Source organism: Micromonospora sp. NPDC005553 (assembly GCF_042871765.1).
In the GTDB taxonomy this organism is placed as follows: Bacteria; Actinomycetota; Actinomycetes; order Mycobacteriales; family Micromonosporaceae; genus Micromonospora.
In genome coordinates, this window is the sequence record NZ_JBIAJD010000003.1 from 430,138 (window position 1) to 449,112 (window position 18,975).

At 71.2% G+C, this 18,975-nt stretch carries 15 protein-coding genes; 13 read left to right on the forward strand and 2 right to left on the reverse strand.

What is annotated here, in order from left to right:
• Nucleotides 1-190: 190 nt before the first annotated feature.
• From ACFYPG_RS14510 to ACFYPG_RS14540, 7 genes are all read left to right on the forward strand, one after another.
• Nucleotides 191-1,390, forward strand: a complete 1,200-nt coding sequence (locus ACFYPG_RS14510) for a fused response regulator/phosphatase (protein ID WP_355005725.1) — start codon at nucleotides 191-193, stop codon at nucleotides 1,388-1,390.
• Nucleotides 1,387-3,111, forward strand: coding sequence for an ATP-binding protein (locus tag ACFYPG_RS14515; RefSeq protein ID WP_387352244.1), 1,725 nt, complete (start codon nucleotides 1,387-1,389; stop codon nucleotides 3,109-3,111). Before ACFYPG_RS14510 ends, ACFYPG_RS14515 begins: the two co-directional genes overlap by 4 nt.
• Nucleotides 3,108-3,560: a response regulator gene (locus ACFYPG_RS14520; RefSeq protein WP_355005723.1), complete on the forward strand. Its 453-nt coding sequence runs from the start codon at nucleotides 3,108-3,110 to the stop codon at nucleotides 3,558-3,560. Before ACFYPG_RS14515 ends, ACFYPG_RS14520 begins: the two co-directional genes overlap by 4 nt.
• Complete coding sequence (locus ACFYPG_RS14525) at nucleotides 3,553-4,362, forward strand: inositol monophosphatase (RefSeq protein ID WP_355005722.1); 810 nt, start codon at nucleotides 3,553-3,555, stop codon at nucleotides 4,360-4,362. The genes ACFYPG_RS14520 and ACFYPG_RS14525 overlap by 8 nt, the downstream gene beginning before the upstream one ends.
• Before the next feature lie 181 nt (nucleotides 4,363-4,543).
• Entirely contained in the window at nucleotides 4,544-5,560 is a 1,017-nt protein-coding gene (locus tag ACFYPG_RS14530; RefSeq protein WP_355005721.1) for a hypothetical protein, read from the forward strand.
• Between the two features lie 36 nt (nucleotides 5,561-5,596).
• Nucleotides 5,597-7,159 carry a fused MFS/spermidine synthase gene (locus tag ACFYPG_RS14535; protein WP_355005720.1) on the forward strand — a complete coding sequence of 521 codons (1,563 nt, stop codon included), beginning with the start codon at nucleotides 5,597-5,599 and terminating at the stop codon, nucleotides 7,157-7,159.
• A gap of 71 nt (nucleotides 7,160-7,230) precedes the next feature.
• Nucleotides 7,231-8,883, forward strand: coding sequence for a protein kinase (locus tag ACFYPG_RS14540; protein ID WP_387352247.1), 1,653 nt, complete (start codon nucleotides 7,231-7,233; stop codon nucleotides 8,881-8,883).
• Between the two features lie 115 nt (nucleotides 8,884-8,998).
• Here the strand turns inward: ACFYPG_RS14540 and ACFYPG_RS14545 are convergent, their stop codons facing one another.
• Both ACFYPG_RS14545 and ACFYPG_RS14550 read right to left on the reverse strand, forming a co-directional pair.
• Complete coding sequence (locus ACFYPG_RS14545) at nucleotides 8,999-9,667, reverse strand: potassium channel family protein (RefSeq protein WP_387352249.1); 669 nt, start codon at nucleotides 9,665-9,667, stop codon at nucleotides 8,999-9,001.
• A 68-nt stretch (nucleotides 9,668-9,735) separates the two neighbouring features.
• Nucleotides 9,736-11,070, reverse strand: a complete 1,335-nt coding sequence (locus ACFYPG_RS14550) for a TrkH family potassium uptake protein (protein WP_387352251.1) — start codon at nucleotides 11,068-11,070, stop codon at nucleotides 9,736-9,738.
• Nucleotides 11,071-11,751: 681 nt separating this feature from the next.
• On the opposite strand from ACFYPG_RS14550, the gene ACFYPG_RS14555 reads away from it, so the two are divergent.
• From ACFYPG_RS14555 to ACFYPG_RS14580, 6 genes are all read left to right on the forward strand, one after another.
• A complete protein-coding gene (locus ACFYPG_RS14555; protein ID WP_355005716.1) occupies nucleotides 11,752-12,951 on the forward strand; it encodes a substrate-binding domain-containing protein in 1,200 nt (399 codons plus the stop codon).
• A 2-nt stretch (nucleotides 12,952-12,953) separates the two neighbouring features.
• Nucleotides 12,954-13,697, forward strand: a complete 744-nt coding sequence (locus tag ACFYPG_RS14560) for an ABC transporter ATP-binding protein (RefSeq protein WP_355005715.1) — start codon at nucleotides 12,954-12,956, stop codon at nucleotides 13,695-13,697.
• Nucleotides 13,698-13,752: 55 nt separating this feature from the next.
• The gene (locus ACFYPG_RS14565; protein ID WP_355005714.1) at nucleotides 13,753-14,535 is read left to right on the forward strand and encodes an ABC transporter ATP-binding protein; all 783 of its coding nucleotides are present in this window, start codon (nucleotides 13,753-13,755) and stop codon (nucleotides 14,533-14,535) included.
• Nucleotides 14,535-15,425 (forward strand): branched-chain amino acid ABC transporter permease, encoded by an 891-nt coding sequence (locus ACFYPG_RS14570; protein ID WP_091402581.1) that lies wholly within the window; start codon nucleotides 14,535-14,537, stop codon nucleotides 15,423-15,425. The genes ACFYPG_RS14565 and ACFYPG_RS14570 overlap by 1 nt, the downstream gene beginning before the upstream one ends.
• The gene (locus tag ACFYPG_RS14575; RefSeq protein ID WP_387352253.1) at nucleotides 15,422-16,525 is read left to right on the forward strand and encodes a branched-chain amino acid ABC transporter permease; all 1,104 of its coding nucleotides are present in this window, start codon (nucleotides 15,422-15,424) and stop codon (nucleotides 16,523-16,525) included. The genes ACFYPG_RS14570 and ACFYPG_RS14575 overlap by 4 nt, the downstream gene beginning before the upstream one ends.
• 127 nt (nucleotides 16,526-16,652) lie before the next feature.
• A complete protein-coding gene (locus ACFYPG_RS14580; protein WP_387352254.1) occupies nucleotides 16,653-18,776 on the forward strand; it encodes a DEAD/DEAH box helicase in 2,124 nt (707 codons plus the stop codon).
• The last annotated feature ends 199 nt before the right edge of the window (nucleotides 18,777-18,975 follow it).

The window sequence follows — 18,975 nt, forward strand, 5'->3', positions numbered from 1 at the left end:
GGTTTGTCCGCGGCCGGGCAGTGATGCGCTCCATCCCCGCCCGCGCCGGAGGCATCGTGTTGTGTGCGACCGTTGTCTAATACAGGATCAGCGGGGCACTCGGAAGGAGCCCGACATCACCAGCGAACTCCCGCGTCTCGCGGCGGTGACCCGGCCGCACCGGGGGGCCGGCTCGGCCGGTTCCCCAGTTGTGCCGTACCCGCACGGTGGTCTGGCGCGGCACGCCAACCTGCCGCCGGGTGAGCGGCTGCGCGTGCTGCTGGTGGAGGACGACGAGGGCGACGCCTTCCTGGTCGGTGAGCTGCTCGCCGAGACGAACTCGATGATCGACCTGTTGGTCGCCACCAGCCTGCGCGAGGCGCGGCAGCGGATCAACGACGTCGACTGCGTCCTGCTCGACCTGGGTCTGCCCGACGCGCAGGGGCTGGACGGGCTGCGCCAGGTGTTGGAGATGTCCAGTGGGGCCGCGGTCTGCGTGCTGACCGGCCGCACCGACGAGCACCTGGGCGTCGTGGCGGTCGCCGAGGGCGCCCAGGACTACCTGGTCAAGGGCCAGGTCGACGGGGTGCTGCTGACCCGGGCGCTGCGCTACGCCGTGGAGCGTAAGCGCGCCGACGAGAACGCCCGCCGGTTGCGCGAGGTCGAGCTGCGCCAGGCCGAGTCGGCCCGACTCGAACGCGGTCTGCTGCCCCAACCGCTGATGACCACCGACCAGGTCGCGGTGCACACCTTCTACCGGCCGGGCCGGCACGCCGCCCTGATCGGCGGGGACTTCTTCGACGTGGTGCAGACCCACCCGGACCGCCTCGACCTGATCGTCGGCGACGTCTGTGGGCACGGGGTGGACGAGGCCGCGCTCGGGGTCGAGCTGCGGGTGGCCTGGCGCGCCCTGGTGCTCGCCCGGGTGCCGGACGACGAGGTGCTGCCCGCCCTGGAGCAGGTGCTGATGAGTGAGCGCCGCCTCCAGGAGATCTTCGCGACGGTGGCCACCGTCAGACTGGACCTGGACGCCAACCGGGCCACCGTCCGACTGGCCGGGCACCCGCCACCGCTGCTGCTCTCCGGCGGCCGGGTCGCCCCGGTGCCCGCGCCCGGCGGCCTGCTGCTGGGCGTACGACCTCGCCGGCCGATCGCCTACGACCTGGAGTTCGACACCGATGACTGGTCCCTGTTGATGTACACCGACGGCTTGATCGAGGGGCGGGTGGGTGCCGGCAACGAACGGCTCGACGTGCCGGGCCTCAGTGGCTTGCTGGGCGAGCCGGCCAACCGTTCGGTGTCGCTGCCCGAGCTGCCGGCGTGGCTGGTCGGGCGGGCCGAGCGGCTCAACGGTGGTCCGCTCGCCGACGACGTGGCCATGCTGCTTGTCAGCCGGGGAGGTGGCCGGTGAGGCCGGTCATCGGCGGCTGGAGTCTCCGCCGCCGGGTGATCACCCTGCTCTCCGTCGTGGGCTTTCTGTTGATCGGGCTGGCCGGCGCGGAAGCGGCGGTGGCCGCCCGCAACCGCACCCAGATCGACGCGGTGCTGAACGAGACCGGCCCGTTGCGGGTGCAGTCCCAGGAACTGCTCAACGCGTTGCTCGACCAGGAGACGGCGATCCGCGGGTACGCGGTCAGCGGCAACCAGGACGACCTGAGCCCGTACCGGGAAGGGCTCGCCCAGGAGCAGAGCGTGACCGCCTCGATGCGGTCGTTGCTCGACGACTATCCGGGGATCAGCCAGGAGCTGCGGACCGTCGAGGAGCGTGTCACGCAGTGGCGGCGGTCGGTAGCGGAGCCGGTGATCGTCACCACCGAGCAGAGCGGCACCAGCGCCGGGCAGGCGTTGGTCACCGAATCGGCCCGGCAACAGTTCGACGAGGTGCGCTCGGCGGTGAACGACCTCCAGAAGGAGGTCCTGGCCGCCCGGGAGCAGACCGCAGCCAACGTGCGTACCAGCAGCAACGTGCTGGTCGTCCTGCTGATCGTGGCCGCCCTGGTGGTGGTCATCGCCGGCGCGGTGCTGCTGCTCTCGCTGGACCGGATGGTGGTCCGGCCGCTGACCGGCCTCGCCAACCAGGTCCGCGAGGTCGCCGAAGGCGACTACCAGCACCGCATCGCCACCGTCGGCCCGCCGGAGTTCATCCAGCTCGGCGAGGACGTGGATGCGATGCGGCAGAAGATCGCCGCCGACCTGGCCGAGGTCCGGGCCGCCCGCGAGCGCATCGAGTGGGTGAACAGTCAGCTCCAGAAGCAGGCCGAGGAGTTGACCCGTTCCAACCGGGACCTGGAGCAGTTCGCGTACGTGGCCTCGCACGACCTGCAGGAGCCGCTGCGTAAGGTCGCCAGCTTCTGCCAGCTGCTCCAGCGCCGTTACGCCGGGCAGCTCGACGAGCGGGCCGACCAGTACATCGCCTTCGCCGTGGACGGCGCGCAACGGATGCAGCGCCTGATCAACGACCTGCTCGCGTTCTCCCGGATCGGGCGGCTCACCACCGGCTTCGTCGAGGTCGACCTCAACAAGGTGATGGGCGACGTGGCCGGCCAGACCGAGGCCGCCCGGCAGTACGCGGACGCCGAGTTGACCTGGGCCGAGCTGCCGACGATCTCGGGTGAGGAACCGCTGCTCACCAATTTGCTGGCCAACCTGGTGAGCAACTCGATCAAGTTCCGCCGCCCGGACGTGCCGTCGAAGGTGCACGTCTCGGCCCGCCTTGTGGGTGCCGAGTGGGAGATCACCTGCCAGGACAACGGCATCGGGATCGAGCCGGAGTTCGCCGACAAGATCTTCGTGATCTTCCAGCGGCTGCACTCGAAGGACGCGTACCCGGGCACCGGCATCGGGTTGGCGATCGTCAAGAAGATCGTCGAGTACCACGGCGGCCGCGTCTGGGTGGACACCGACGTGCCCGAGGGCACCGCGATCCGCTTCACCCTGCCGGCACTTCCCGAGGACGTCGCGGCGGCTGCCGCCGCCGATTCCGCGGGGGAGCCGACCGATGGTGACGCGACACCCTCGACCGAGGCTCCGGCAGCGCTGACGGAGCAGGCCGACGGACCGGACCAGCCGGACCGGGCCGACCGGACGCTGGAAAGCGGTAGAACGGGTGACATGAAGGAGACGGTGGGATGACCGCGCCGGCGGACGGCAAGAGCCCGATCGAGGTCCTGCTCGTCGAGGACGACCCGGGTGACGTGCTGATGACCCAGGAGGCGTTCGAGGAACACAAGCTGCGTAACCGGCTGACCGTCGTCTCCGACGGGGCCGAGGCGCTCGCCTACCTGCGCCGGGAAGGTCAGTACGCCGACGTGACGGCGCCCGACCTGATCCTGCTCGACCTCAACCTGCCCCGGCGCGACGGCCGGGAGGTGCTGGAAGAGATCAAGAAAGACCCGAACCTGCGCCGGATCCCGGTGGTGGTGCTCACCACCTCGCAGGCCGACGAGGACATCCTGCGCAGCTACCAGCTGCACGCCAACGCCTACGTGACCAAGCCGGTGGACTTCGAGCGCTTCATTTCGGTGGTCCGTCAGATCGACGAGTTCTTCGTCAGCGTGGTCAAGTTGCCGCCGCGTGGCTGACACCCTGCTGGACGACGTCAGCGGCCTGCTCTGGGAGGCCGCCGACCAGGTCGTGCTGCCACTGTTCCGCAAGCTCGACGACGATGACGTGTCGGAGAAGGCGCCCGGTGAGGTGGTCACCGTCGCGGACCGCCGGGCCGAGGAACTGCTCTCGGCGGGGCTGCGCCGGCTGCGGCCGGGCTCGAAGGTGGTCGGCGAGGAGGGTGTCGCCGACGATCCGGGGTTGCTGCGGCACCTCCGCGACGGCGGGGACGTCTGGCTGGTCGACCCGGTCGACGGGACCGCCAACTTCGCCGCCGGTCGCCGGCCGTTCGCCCTGATGGTGTCGCTGCTGACCGACGGGCGACCGGCCGCCGGCTGGATCCTCGACCCGCTGGCCGGCACTCTCGCCGCCGGCTCGGCGGACGAGGGCACCCTGCTCAACGGTCGACCGGTGGACGGCACCGGCTCGGTGCCGCCGCTCGGCGAGCTGCGCGGCGCGGCGATGACCCGGTTCCTGCCGCCGGAGACCCGCGACCGGGTCCGCGCCGGCGGGCGGCGGCTCGGTGAGCTGCTGCCCGGCCAGCACTGCGCCGGTCGGGAGTACCTGGACATCCTCACCGGCGAGCAGCAGTTCGTCCTCTTCTGGCGCACCCTGCCCTGGGACCACGGCCCGGGCACCGTGCTGGTCCGTGCCGCCGGGGGCGTCGCCCGCCGATTCGACGGCGTCGACTACCACCCCGCCGACGACGGCCGCGGTCTGCTCGTCGCCGCCAACGAGCAGGTCTGGGCCGACGTGCGCGAGGCGCTCCTCAGCCCCTGATCCGCGCGCTGCGCGACCGCGCTGGAACGCTGCGTCGACATCGAGGCAGCCTGAGGTTCAGCAGGCTGGTCACCCGCCCACGATCCGGTATCGTGACCGGCGGTCTCCGCCAGCGGGCCGCCGACCGGCGTCGCCATGCAGCGTTCAATCGGGGGCCGGCGGTCGACGGAAGGACGCTTTCGTGCCCAGGAACAGGTTCAGCCCGCGGCTGGGTCGCCGCGCTCTGTTCGCCGTGCTCGCCGCCGTCGCGCTGGTGCTCGGCGGTGCCGCGGTGCCCGCGTACGCGGAGCCGGACGAGGGTGGCAGCAAGAAGCTGCGGGACGCGCTGGAGCTGACCGCCAGGGGCCACATCGAGGCCAAGGCCAAGCTGGACAACTCCAAGCGTCGCCAGACCGCGCTGGCCGGCGAGCTGACGACGATCGAGGGTCGGCTGGTCGGGCTCACCAGCCAGGTGGGTGAGGTGGCCGCCCAGTCGTACCGGGTGGGTCGGCTGAGCGCTGTCTCGATGCTGCTCAACACGGCCACGCCGGAGGCGTTCCTGGAACGCGCGGGCGACCTCGACCTGATGGCTCAGCGGGACAGCAAGCGGCTGCGTGACCTCACCGAGGCCCGGCAGCAGGCGCAGCAGGCCAAGGTGGCCATGGACGCCGAGGTTCGCGAGCAGCAGAAGCAACTCGCCGTGATGGCGAAGAAGAAGAAGGAAGCCGAGGAGGCGCTCGCCGAGGTCAGCTCCGGCGGCAGCAACGGTTTCAGTGGTGGCAGCTCCACCTCGGCGAAGCCGGCCCCGCGTAACTCCGACGGGTCCTGGCCGTCGGAATCCTGCTCGGTGAAGGACCCGACGACCTCCGGGTGCATCACTCCGCGCACCCTCAACGCGCTCAAGCAGACCCAGGCGGCCGGCTACAAGCGGCACGTCTCCTGCAAGCGCAGTGGTGGCGGCGGCGAGCATCCGAAGGGCCGTGCCTGCGACTTCTCGGCCGCCACGAACGGCTTCGAGGACAAGAACGCGACCGGCGGCGACAAGGCGTACGGGGACAGCCTGGCCGCCTGGCACGTACGCAACGCCGATCGGCTGGGCGTGCTCTACGTGATCTGGTACCGGCAGATCTGGCATCCCGGCACCGGCTGGCGCTCGTACAGTGGAAGCGGCTCTCCGGCGGCGTCCCACACGAACCATGTTCATCTCTCGATGTACTGACCCGGAGCACCAGCTTCGCTGCGTACCATCGCGACGATGAGCTCCCCACCGTCCGACGTAGCGGCCCTTCCGGCGCCCCCGGCCCAGCCCGTGCCGATCACCGGCCGGGCGCTGCCCAACGGCCTGGCCGCGTTCCTGGTCTTCTTCTCCAGCGGTGCCGTGCTGGTGCTGGAGACCGTCGCGCTGCGCCTGGTCGGCCCGTACGTCGGGGTGACCCTTCAGGTGACCAGCTCCGTGATCGGCATCGCGTTGGCCGCGATCGCCTACGGGGCGTGGACCGGCGGCTGGCTGGCCGACCGGCGTGACCCGCGCGGCCTGCTCGCGCCGGCGTTGGTGCTGGCCGGCATCGCCACCGCGATCACGCTGCCCGTGGTCCGGTACGCCGGTGAGGTGCTGCGCGGCGGTGCGGCCAGCGCGATCCTGCTGTTGGTGGCGTTGGCGGTGTTCGTGCCGGCCGCGCTGCTGGCCGCGGTCACCCCGTTGGTCGTGAAGCTCCAGTTGGCCGACCTGCGCCGCACCGGCCAGGTGGTCGGTCGACTCTCCGGGATCGGCACCCTGGGCGGCATCACCGCGACCCTGCTGACCGGGTTCGTGCTGGTCGCCGCGCTGCGCAGCACCGTCATCCTGCTGGCCCTGGCGCTCGCCCTCGGGCTGGTCGGCATCGGCCTCGGCTGGTACCTGCGCCGAGAGGAGCCCACCGAACTGCCCGGTCCGGCCCGGGCCCGGGCCGCGCTGGCCGTGCTCGGCCTGGCCGGGGCGGGGCTGAGCACAGTGGCGCCCAACCCGTGCGACATCGAGACGGCGTACCACTGCGCCCGGGTCACCGCGGACCCCTCCCGGCCCAGCGGACGGACGCTGCTGCTCAACTCCGCCCAGCACTCGTACGTGGACCTCGCCGACCCGAAACACCTGGAGTACGCGTACACGAAGTGGATCGGCGCGGTCGGCGACGTCGCCGCGCCGGCCGGTCAGCGCCTGGACGCGCTGCACCTGGGCGGCGGTGGGTTCACGGTGCCGCGCTACCTGACCGCGACCCGACCGGGCACCGACAACCTGGTGTTCGAGATCGACGGCGGGCTGGTCGAGCTGGGTGAGCAGGAGCTGGGCGTACGGCCGGGGCCGGACCTGCGGGCGGTGGTGGGCGACGCCCGGATGCTGGTTTCCGCCGAGCCGACCGACAGCCGTGACCTGGTGGTCGGCGACGCGTTCGGGCACCTGGTGGTGCCCTGGCACCTGGCCACCCGGGAGATGGCCGCCGACGTCCGGCGGGTGACCCGCCCCGGCGGCGTGTACGTGCAGAACGTCATCGACTACCCGCCGCTGCGGTTCATCCGCGCCGAGTTGGCCACGGTGGCCGCCGAGTTCGGGCACGTCGCGTTGATCGCGCCCCCGGAAGCGCTCGCCGAGGAGCAGGGCTCCAACTTCCTCATCGTCGGCTCCGACGCGCCGTTGCCGCTGGAAGCCGTCCGGGCCCGGCTGGCCGAGGTGGACCCGAAGGTCAGCCTGCTGTCCGGTGCGGCGCTGACGGACTTCGTCGGTCAGGCGATGGTGTTGACAGACGACTACGCCCCGGTTGACCAACTGCTGGCCACCGCCTGATCGGGTGACAATCCTGACCGATTCCGATACTCCAGGTGTAGGCGGGCCGTTACTGGGCAACATCGCTCACCATGGGCGGTGGGGACCGGAACGGCGCGCAGTTGCTCGATGAGCGGTACCGGCTGATCGAGCAGCTCGGCGCGGGTGGCATGTCGGTGGTCTGGCGTGGCTACGACGAGGTGCTGGGTCGCCAGGTCGCGGTGAAGGTGTTGGCCTCCCGGCTGGCCAGCGACCGGGCCTTCCGCCACCGCATCCGGATCGAGGCGCAGGCCGCCGCGCGGCTCTGCCACCCCAACATCACCAACGTGTACGACTACGGCGAGTCCGAGCAGGTCGGCCTCACCGTGCCGTACGTGGTGATGGAGCTTGTCGACGGCGCTTCGCTGGCCAGCCGGCTGGGTCGGGAGAGCAAACTGCCGTGGCGGGAGGCGGTGACCATCGGCGCCGAGGTCAGCTCCGCGCTGGCCACCGCGCACGCTCGCGGAGTGGTGCACCGCGACGTCACCCCGGGCAACGTCATGCTCACCTCGACCGGCGTCAAGGTGGTCGACTTCGGCATCTCCGCGCTCGTCGGGGAGAGTGAGAAGGGCCCGGACGGCGCGCTGTTGGGCACTCCCGCGTACCTCGCCCCGGAGCGGCTGGACAACGGCCAGGTCTCCCCGGCCACCGACGTGTACGCCGTTGGGCTGCTGCTCTACCGGATGCTCACCGGCCGACTGCCGTGGCTGGCCAGCACTACCACCCAGATGCTGCGCGCCCACATGTACAACGACCCGGAGCCGATGCCCACCGTCCCGGGGCTGCCCGACGGGGTGGCCGACCTGGTCGGACGCTGCCTGGCCAAGCGTCCCGCGGACCGGCCGGCCACCGCCGAGCTGACCCGGACGCTCGCCGAGGCGGCCGGCATGCTCGCGGCGGTGCCGGTCTCCCCGGCTGCCGGCCCGCTGGACGCGGCGATGCTCGGCAGTGCGCGTACCACCATCCTGCCCTGGTCGGCGGCGACCGACGCGTTGCCGCTGTCGCGGACCCGTAACCGTCGGACGCAGCAGCGGGTGACCCGGCGTCGGCGGGTGGAGGCCGGCGTGGCCGCCGTCGGGCTGATCGCTGTCACCGGGGCGATGTGGGGGTTCACCTCGCGCAGCCCGGCCAGCGGAGAGGACCGGCCGACGACCGAGGCTCGGATGGGGATGCCGACGGCGGCGCCCTGCGAGGTGGCGTACGCGTTGCGCACCGACTCCGGCACCGACTTCTCCGCCGAGCTGACCCTGACCAACACCGGTGGCCGTGAGCTGCGCGACTGGGCCATGAGCTTCACCTTCCCCGGGCAGCAGAAGGTGACGAAGGCGGAGCCCGCGCCGGTGCACCAGCAGGGGAGCACGGTGCTGATCCGACCGGCGGCCCAACGCACCACGCTGGCCCCCGGTGCGGCCGAGAAGGTGACCCTCACGGGCAAGTACAGCGGGGCGAACCCGTTGCCTGTCGAGTTCCGACTCGGCGAGGCGACCTGCGGGGTTCGGGTTTCCGGCGTCGCCGGCAGCGCGCCCTCCACGGCCCCGCCGGCCAAGGCCGCCACGGTGAAGGCCCCGCCGAAGAAGACGACGGCACGCGGCGGCTCCGGCGCGGGCGGCGGCGCGTCGAAGGCCAAGCCACCGAAGCCTCCGAAGGCCCCGGCGAAGCCCGCGAAGGCCGCGAAGGCCGCAGGTGGTGGCCCGGGAAAAGTGTGAAGGTGACCAAGGGGCCGCGTGGTCATCGAAAGTGAGCAGGCCACCGTGTCGCCATGCTCAGGGGGCCGTCGGTCCAGTTGGTCCGACGGGCGAGATCGGTAGGGGCCGTAGCAGGTCAGCGCATCCCCGCGAATCGCTGCACCTGGTCGATCCCACCCTCGACGATGAGCACCCCGCCCTGGGGAAGCGTGGTGTCGTCGGAGGTGTACCGGAAGCGTTCGCCCGGCAGCTTGGCGCCGATCACGCGTACCCCGAAGCGCTCCTCCGGTCTCAGGTCGATCAGGGTGCGCCCGACCAGGGACTCCGGCACCCGGACGGTGGCGATGGCGAAGTCGTCGTCGAACTCGATGAAGTTGAGCAACCGGCTGACGAGCAGGTGCGCGACCCGGTCCCCGGTCTCCGCCTCGGGGAAGATCACGTGGTGGGCGCCCACCGACGCCAGGATCTTGGCGTGCTTCTGCGAGGTGGCCCGCGCCCAGATCTCGGGTACGCCCAGCTCGACCAGCGCCAACACGGTGAGCACACTCGCCTCCACCGAAGCCCCGATGGCCACCACCGCCCGCCCGAAAGTGGTGATGCCCAGCTGCCGCAGCGCTCCCTCCTCGGTCGCGTCGGCCTGAACCACCCGGTCGAGCTGCGCCGACCACCGCTGCACCTTCGCCGGGCTGCGGTCGATCGCCAACACCTCGCGGTCCATCCGGCTCAGCGACCCGGCCAGGTGGCAACCGAATCGACCCAGCCCGATCACCACGATGCCGCCGCTGTCCGCCCGTCTAGCCGACACCTCGGCCCTCCCTGCTTCCAATGGCGTGTCGCCGGTGTGCGGGCCGGCCGACACCTCCGAACCACGCCCTAGCCGACAATGGGTTGCTCCTGGGGATAGCGGTAGAGCCGGCGTCGGGTGTTCAGGGCGATCGCCGACCCGAGGGTGAGCGTCCCGACGCGGCCGATGAACATCAGCACGGTCAGCGCCACTTGGCCGCCGGGCGGCAGTTCGGCGGCCAGACCGACGGTCAGACCGGTGGTGCTGAACGCCGAGGTGATCTCGAACAGGGCCGCGACGAAGCGGACGCCCTCGGTGAGCAGCAGCAACAGCATGGTTCCGGCCATCACCAACGCGACGCTGAGCAGCGCCACTGTGATCGCCTGCCGCTGGCTCGCGGTGGCCACCCGCCGGTGCCCGATCGTCACGTCGGGCTCACCGCGCAGCTCCGCCCAGATGGTGAACGCCAGCAGGAAGAACGTGGACACCTTGATGCCTCCGGCCGTGCTGGCGCTGCCGCCGCCGATGAACATCAGCACGATCAGCAGGGGATAGCTCTCCTCCTGAAGAGCGGTGATGTCCAGGACGCTGAAGCCGCCGGTGCGGCTCAGCGCGATCTGGGTGAACGACGCGAGGACCTTCCCGGGTACGTCGTACTGGCCGATCGTGCTCGCGTTGGTCCATTCGGCGGCGAGCAGGCCACCGAAGCCGAGCAGCAGCAGCACCACGCTGCCCCAGATGGTCAACTTCGTCGCCACCGCCCAGCGGGTCGGCTGCCGCCATTCGCGGACCGCCTCGAAGAGGGCGGGAAACCCGAGACCGCCGATGATCGCGCCGATCGCCAGGGGCAGCGACACCCACGGATCACGGCTGAAGGCCAGCAGGCCATCGGTGTAGAGCGCGAAGCCACCGTTGTTGAACGCCTGCACGGCGTGGAAGACGCCCGACCAGAGAGCCTCGGAGAACGGGTAGTCGTAGGTCAGCCAGAGTCGACCGGCGACCAGCACTGTCATCACCGCCTCGCAGGCGAAGACGGTCAGCGCGATCCGGCGGAGCAGCCGGCCCACGTCACCGAGGCCGAACTCCGCCGTCTCGGCCTGCACCAGCAACCGGTTGCGCAGTCCGAGCTGACTGGAGACCACCAGGATGACCAACGCGGCGACGGTGAGGATGCCGAGGCCGCCGAGCTGAGTGAGCAGGGTGATCACCAGCAGGCCCCAGCCGGACCAGTAGTTCGGCGTGTCGGTGATGGCCATGCCGGTGACCGACACGGCCGAGGTGGCGGTGAAGAGCGCCGTGACCACTGGTGGGCGTACGTGTTCGGCGGTCGCCCAGCGCGCCATGAGCAACCCGGTACCGAGCAGGATCGGCACCAGGAACGCGAACGGCACCAGCCGCACGGGATTGCGGAAGAACCGGCGCACCAGACAATCTTCCTGTCCGCCCGCGCCCCCGGAGTGGGAACGGGCATTCCGGAGATTCATCTGCCGGCCAGCCATCGACCAACTCCTGGCAAATCACTGGCCCACGCTTGGAGAAGGGGCTCCTGGTCGGTCCCCGTAGGTGGAGCGAGAAGATCGCGCCGATCATGCGCTTTCGGTTGTCGACATGGGTGGAATGCGGCTTGTGTCGGGACAGGAAGTGCAAGATCGCGGAGTAGGGGCAGGGCGGCGCGGGCGATCATGGAGTTGTGGTGCCTGGCTTGGCCGTTTGCGGGCGTTTTGTTGCCCACCACAACTGCATGATCGGCGAGGTTGCTGTCTCGCGGCGGGCCGAGGGAGGACGCTCAGTGCGTACGTCATCGGGTCTTCTGTGACAGCTTGCTCGACGGTCGGCGGCGCTGCCCGCGCGCGGCGGCCCACGACGGGCCCTGCGGTGACCGAACCGGGCGAATGGCGCGGGCCGACACACGGTTCGGGTGGTCCGTGGGGGTTCGGGCCATCGAGGGCATGAGCTCCCGGCTGGTAGTGCGGCCCGTTGTAACCTCCGGCCACCTCAATCCTGTTACTTGTGTGTTTCCGCCACATAGCTCGTGGGTGACGTCACTTCTAGCGTGAGCCGTCACGAAGAAGTTCTCTCCCTCTGAGTCCTCATGTGGAGTCGCAATGACGGTCCGGACGACGCGGCGGGCGTTCCTCTCCGCCGCCACGATGATGGCCGCGGCGCTCGCCGCCACGGCCTGTGGCAGCCCGCAGGACACCGCCACCGGCGGCGGCGACAGTGCCGCGCCGGTCAAGGTCGGCCTGGTGTACTCCCAGTCGGGAGCCCTGGCCAGTTACGGAAAGCAGTACATCGAGGGGTTCAAGGCGGGGCTGGACTTCGCCACCCAGGGCACCGGCAAGGTCGGTGACCGGAAGATCGAGCTGACCGAGGTCGACGACGCGGGCGATCCGGCCAAGGCGGTCTCCGCGGCGAAGGACCTGATCGGCAAGGGCACGAAGATCATCGCCGGCTCCACCGCCTCGGGCGTGGCGCTCCAGGTGGCGCCGATCGCGGCGCAGAACAAGGTGCTGTTCATCTCCGGCCCGGCCGCCACGGACGCGGTGACCGGCGCGAACAAGTACACCTTCCGCTCCGGCCGGCAGTCGTACCAGGACGTGGTGACCGCCAAGTCGTTCATCGGCGACCCCACCGGCAAGAAGGTGGTGGTCTTCGCCCAGGACGGCGCGTTCGGTGACGCCAACGAGGCCGCCGTCAAGGCTGTCATCGGCAGCGCGGGCGCGACGGTGAGCAGCGTCCGGGCCCCGGCCAGTGCCACCGAGTTCACCCCGTTCGCCAGTCAGATCAAGGCCGCCAAGCCGGACCTGCTCTTCGTGGCGTGGGCGGGCACGACCGCCCCGGCCATGTGGCAGACCCTCGACCAGCAGGGCGTCCTCTCGTCCACCACTGTCGTCACCGGCCTGGACATCCGCGCCTCGTGGCCGACCTTCGGTGCTGCCGGCGCGAAGATCTCCTTCCTGTCGCACTACTTCGACGGTGCCAGCGACACCGAGGCCAGCAAGGCGTTGAAGGCCACTGTCAACACCATCGACCTGTTCCACCCGGACGGCTTCGCCGCCGCGCAGATGGTGGTCCGGGCCGCGCAGGAGGGCGGGGACGACGTCGACAAGATGGTCACCGCTCTGGAGGGCTGGAGCTTCGACGGGGTCAAGGGCAAGATGACCATCCGGGCCGCCGACCACGCGCTGCTCCAGCCGATGTTCCAGGCCAAGTTGACCGGCAGCGGCACCGCGTTCACGGCGACCGCGCAGAAGAGCCTCACCGGTGACGAGACCGCGCCGCCGGCCGTGGCCATGAAGGGCTGACCATGCTCGCCACCCGCGGTCTGACCTGGCGGATCGGTGAGGTCGCCATCGTCGACAGCGTCTACCTCGACCTGGCTCCCGGGGAGTTCCTGGGCGTCATCGGGCCGAACGGCGCCGGTAAGACCTCACTGTTCAACCTGATCACCGGCCTGCGTCGGGCCACCGAGGGCCGGGTCGTCCTCGACGGGCAGGACATCGGGGCGCTTCCGCCGCATCGGCGGGCCCGCCTCGGCCTGGGCCGTACCTTCCAGGCGTCCTCGGTCTTCGGCTCGCTGAGCGTGCGGGAGAACGTCCGGCTCGCCGTGCAGGCGCACCGCGGGGGCTCAATGGCGTTGTGGCGGCGGGCGGCGGCCGACCGGGAGGTCGCCGTCGCCGCCGACGCGGCGCTCGACCGGGTCGGCCTCGCCCACCGGGGTACGGCCCTCGCCGGCACCCTGGCCCACGGCGAGAAGCGCAAGCTGGAGATCGCCCTGCTGCTCGCCGGTGAACCGCGGGTGATGCTGCTGGACGAGCCGATGGCCGGGGTCAGCGCCGAGGACGTGCCGGAGCTGGTCGCCGTCATCAAGTCGTTGACCGGCGACAGCGGCCGGGCGGTGTTGATGGTCGAACACCACATGGACGTCATCCTGGAACTGGCCGACCGCATCGCCGTCATGCACCACGGCGCGCTGCTGGCCTGCGACACCCCGGAGACGGTGATGGCCAACCCCACAGTGCAAGAGGCCTACCTGGGGGAGTCGCTGTGAGCGCGAGGAGTGAGCCGGGTTTGCGAGCCCCGCAGTCGCGAACGGAGGCATCTCAGTGACGGAACCGATCCTCAGTGTGGAGGATTTGTCGGTCCGGATCTCCGGGCTGCACATCCTCCAGGGAGTGTCCTTCACTGTCGCCCCGACCGGCGTCACAGTGCTGCTCGGTCGCAACGGCGTCGGCAAGACCACCACGCTGCGCGCGATCGTTGGCCTCACCCCGCCTGCCGGGGAGGTCCGCGGCACCATCCGGATGGGTGCGCAGAGTCTGCTGGCCCGGCCGACGCACCGGCTGGTCCGCGGTGGGCTCGGCTACGTGCCCGAGGACCGCTGCGTGTTCGCCGGGCTCACCGTCGCGGAGAACCTGCGGCTCGCCGAGCGGCGCGGCACCATCCCGGCGTACGACAAGGTCTTCGCGCTCTTTCCGGAGCTGGACCGACGCGGACGGCAACGGGCCGGTTCGCTGTCCGGCGGGCAGCAGCAGATGCTCGCCATCGGTCGGGTGCTGCTCAACGACAACCGGCTGCTGCTCGTCGACGAGCCGACCAAGGGGTTGGCGCCGAAGGTGGTTACCGAGGTGGCCGAGGTGTTGGAACGGGTCGCGGAGTCGGTGCCGGTGCTGCTGGTCGAGCAGAACCTCGCCGTCGTACGCCGACTGGCCCGCGACGCGGTCGTGCTGGCCGCCGGCAAGGTGGCCTGGACCGGCGACGCCCACGAGTTGCTGTTGGAGACCGCGTTGACGAAGTCGCTGCTCGGTGTCGGCTCCGCGGAGGTGGCTGCGCCGAGCGCGAGGAGTGAGCTTGCGAGCCCCGCAGTCGCGAGGGAGGAAAAGCTCTGATGGGCACCGTGATCCTGTTGGCGCTGACCGGGCTCGGTCTGGCGGCGCTGTACTTCCTGGTCGCATCCGGCCTGTCCCTGGTCTTCGGCCTGGCCGACGTGCTCAACTTCGCGCACGGGCTGTTCCTCGGCGTCGGCGCGTACGGCACCTGGTGGGCGGCGGGCAACCTGCCGGGCGCCGGCCCGGACGGGTTCGGCTTCGTGTTCGCTGTCGCCTTCGGGGTGGCCGCCGGCACGCTGGTCGCGATCCTGGTCGAGCTGGTGCTGATCCGCCCGCTGTACTCCCGCACCATCGAGCAGGTGCTGGTCACCGTCGGGCTGTCGCTGGCCGGGGTGGCGCTGCTCCAGGCCACCTGGGGTGCGGACGCCCGTCCGTTCCCGCGTCCGGACTGGACCCGGCAGGTGACCGGGATCTTCGGCGCGCAGGTGCCCAACGGTGGCCTGCTGCTGATCATCGCGGCGGTGCTGGTGCTCGGCGCGATCCTGGCGTTCCTGCGGTGGACCCGGTACGGCCTGGTGATCCGGGCCGGCGTGGAGAACCGGGAGATGGTGACCGCGCTGGGCATCGACGTCCGCAAGGCGTTCACGCTGGTCTTCGCGATCGGTGGGGCGGCCGCGGCGCTCGCCGGCGCGCTCGGCGGGGTCTACTTCGGCACCGTCTCGCCCGGGCAGGGCGGCTCGCTGCTGATCTTCGCGTTCATCGTGGTGGTGATCGGCGGGATGGGCTCGGTGGTCGGCTCCGCGTACGCGGCGGTCGTGGTCGGGCTGGTGCAGCAGTTCGTCAACTACTACGGCACGTCCGGGCTGGGCGACATCTGCGTGGTCGGGCTGCTGGCCGTGGTGCTGCTGCTGCGCCCGCAGGGCATCGCCGGAAAGGTGGCAACGGCATGACGGTGATCGACGCTCCTCCCGCGCAGGTGCCCGACGAGTTGACCCCGCAGCGGGGGCGGTGGCTTCGGGTCCGCCCGTTCCTGCCGCTGGTAGCGCTTGTCGTGCTGGCGATCCTGCCGTACTCGACGATCTCCCTACCGGGGATCTTCGAGGGGCCGGTCAACTCACCCGGCACCCTGCAGATTCTCGCCATCTGCCTGATCTTCGGCGGCCTGGCGGCCGGGTACGACCTGCTCTTCGGTCGGACCGGGATGCTCTCCTTCGGGCACGCGCTGTACTTCGCCGCCGGTGTCTACGGCACCGACATCCTGGTCACCAGGGCCGGTCTGCCGCTGTGGCAGGCGGCGCTGCTGACCATCACCGGCGGCACCATCCTCGCCGCGCTGCTCGGCGCTGTGGCGCTGCGTACCGTGGGCATCGCGTTCGCCATGGTCACGTTGGCCTTCGCCCAGGTGGGCGCGATCCTGGTGGCCCGGGACTTCGGCGGGCTCACCGGTGGCGAGGAGGGCCTGCCGCTGGACGTGTCGGGGCTGCCCGCCGGGCTGGTCGGGGTGACGAACACCGTCAACCTGTACTGGTTGGCGCTGGCGTACCTGACGCTTGTGGTCTTCGTGGTGCACCGGGTGAGCGGTTCACCGACCGGTCGGGTGCTCGCCGGGCTGCGTGACGACGAGCGGCGGATCGGCGTGCTCGGGTTGGACCCGTACCGCTACAAGCTGGTGGCGTTCACCCTTGCCGGCGGGTTGGCGTCGGCGGGCGGTGTGGTCTACGTCCTGATCGTCGGCGGCGCGTCGCCGCACATCACGTCCTCCGAGCTGACCCTGTCGCTGCTGGTCATGGTGGTGCTCGGGGGGCCGGGCACCCGGTGGGGTCCGGTGCTCGGTGGTGTCCTCTACATGTACCTGGACCACCGGCTCACCGCCTTCGGCACGAGCGACGCGGTGGACAACCTGCCGGCCATCCTCAGCCGTCCGCTGAGCCAGCCGCTGTTCGTCCTGGGCACTGTCTTCATCCTGGCCGTCTACTTCTTCCCAGGTGGCCTGACCAGTCTGGCCCCCCGCCTGTCCCACCTGACCCGAGCCCTCCGCTCCCGCCGATAACCTCGGGCTGACAAGCCCCCGCCGATAAGCCTCTTGATCAAGAGGTTTGCGTCGAAATCCGACCGGATGGTGACGCAAACCTCTTGATCAACAGGGGTATGACGGACGGCGCTGGTAGAAATGCCGGGTGGAGACAGCAGAGCGGGCAGCGGTACGCGAGCGGGCCGAGGCGGTGCTGCGCCGGCTGGCCGGTGACCACGCCCGGCTGCGCGAGGATCAGTGGCGCGCCATCGAGGCGCTGGTCGTCGACCGGCGGCGGGTGCTCTGCGTCCAGCGCACCGGTTGGGGCAAGTCGGCTGTCTACTTCGTGGCCACCGCCCTGCTGCGGGAGCGGGGGGAGCACGGCCCGACAGTCATCGTCTCGCCGCTGCTGGCGTTGATGCGCAACCAGGTCGAGGCCGCCGCGCGGGCCGGCATCCGGGCTCGCACGATCAACTCGGCGAACCTCGACGAGTGGGACGAGATCACCGCCGAGATCCAGACCGGCGCGGTGGACGTGCTGCTGATCAGCCCGGAACGGCTCAACAACCCGGATTTCCGCGACGGTGTCCTGCCGAAGTTGGCCGCCACCACCGGCCTGCTGGTGGTCGACGAGGCGCACTGCGTCTCCGACTGGGGGCACGACTTCCGGCCGGACTACCGGCGGCTGCGGACGTTCCTCGCCGAGCTGCCCGAGCGCACCCCCGTGCTGGCGACCACCGCCACCGCCAACGCCCGGGTCACCCAGGACGTCGCCGAGCAGCTGGGCGACGCCCTCATCCTGCGCGGCACCCTGGACCGCGAGTCGCTGCGCCTCGGGGTGCTCGACCTGCCCAGCCCGGCGCACCGGCTGGCCTGGCTCGCCGACCACCTGGACCAGCTGCCCGGCTCGGGCATCGTCTACACGCTGACAGTGGCGGCAGCGGGGGAGACCGCCGAGTTCCTGCGCTCCCGGGGCTACCCGGTCGCCTCGTACAGCGGGCAGTCCGACGACGCCGACCGGCGCGCCGCCGAACAGGACCTGCTCGACAACAAGATCAAGGCGTTGGTCGCCACCAGCGCCCTCGGCATGGGCTTCGACAAGCCCGACCTGGGCTTCGTCGTCCACCTCGGCGCGCCACCCTCGCCGATCGCGTACTACCAGCAGGTCGGCCGCGCGGGCCGCGCCGTCGAACACGCCGAGGTGCTGCTGCTGCCCGGCGTCGAGGACGCAGCGATCTGGCGCTACTTCGCCTCGCTGGCGTTCCCGCCGGAGCAGCAGGTCCGGGCCGTGCTGGCCGCCCTGCACACCGACCGCCCGCTCTCCACCCAGGCCCTCGAACCCCTCGTCGACCTGCGCCGGGCCCGGCTGGAGCTGATGCTCAAGGTGCTCGACGTGGACGGCGCGGTCCGCCGGGTGCGCGGTGGTTGGCTCGCCACCGGCGAGCCGTGGGTCTACGACGAGGCCCGGTTGCGCCGCGTCGCCGAGGCGCGCACCGTCGAGCAACAGGCCATGCGGGAGTACGCGACGACGTCCGACTGCCGAATGCGGTATCTACGGGAACGCCTGGACGACACCGAGGCGGTCGACTGCGGCCGATGCGACAGGTGCGCCGACCCACTCTTCGCCGCAGACGTGTCGACAGCAGCGCTCGCCGCCGCGCAGGCCTTCCTGGGTCGACCCGGCGTGGAGATCGCTCCGAAGAAGCTCTGGCCGACCGGGCTCGACGCGGTGGGCGTACCCCTCAAGGGCCGGATCGCCCCCGCGGAGCAGGCGCTGCCGGGCCGGGCCGTCGGGCGCCTCTCCGACCTGGGCTGGGGTAGCCGGCTGCGTGCCCTCGTCGGCCCGGAAGCGCCGGACGCGCCGGTGCCCGACGACGTGGCCGGCGCGGTCGTGGAGGTGCTGAAGGCGTGGGCGCACGGCGACAACCCGTGGCCCCGTCGACCGGTGGCGGTGGTCGCGGTCGGTTCCCGGCGGCGGCCCCGGCTGCTCGGCTCGCTGGCCGAGCGGATCGCCACAGTGGGCCGGCTGCCGCTGCTCGGCGAGGTCACCGCGGCCGGCCCCGACGGCCCGTCCGGGCCGCGCGGCAACAGCGCCCAACGGGTACGCGCGCTGCATGACGCCTTCACCGTGCCGGCCGACCTGGCCGACGCCCTGGCCGGGCTGGACGGCCCGGTGCTGCTCGTCGACGACCTGATCGACTCGGGCTGGACGATGACGCTGGTGGCCCGGGCCCTGCGTCGGGCCGGCGCGACCGACGTGCTCCCGCTCGCCCTCGCCGTGGCCGGCTGACCCGCTGCCCGCACGTCGGTTCCCCTCGGCGATGTTCGGGTCTGCGTCGTGGTCCGTGCCTGTTCGGGGCGTTGCCCGGCGCTGCGGCGCGATCTGCGTCGTGGTCCGTGCCTGTTCGGGGCGTTGCTTAGCGCTGCGGCGCGATCTGCGCCGGTCGGGGTGGGAAAGTTCCCGGGCGGTGTCGAGTGCGACGGTCGCC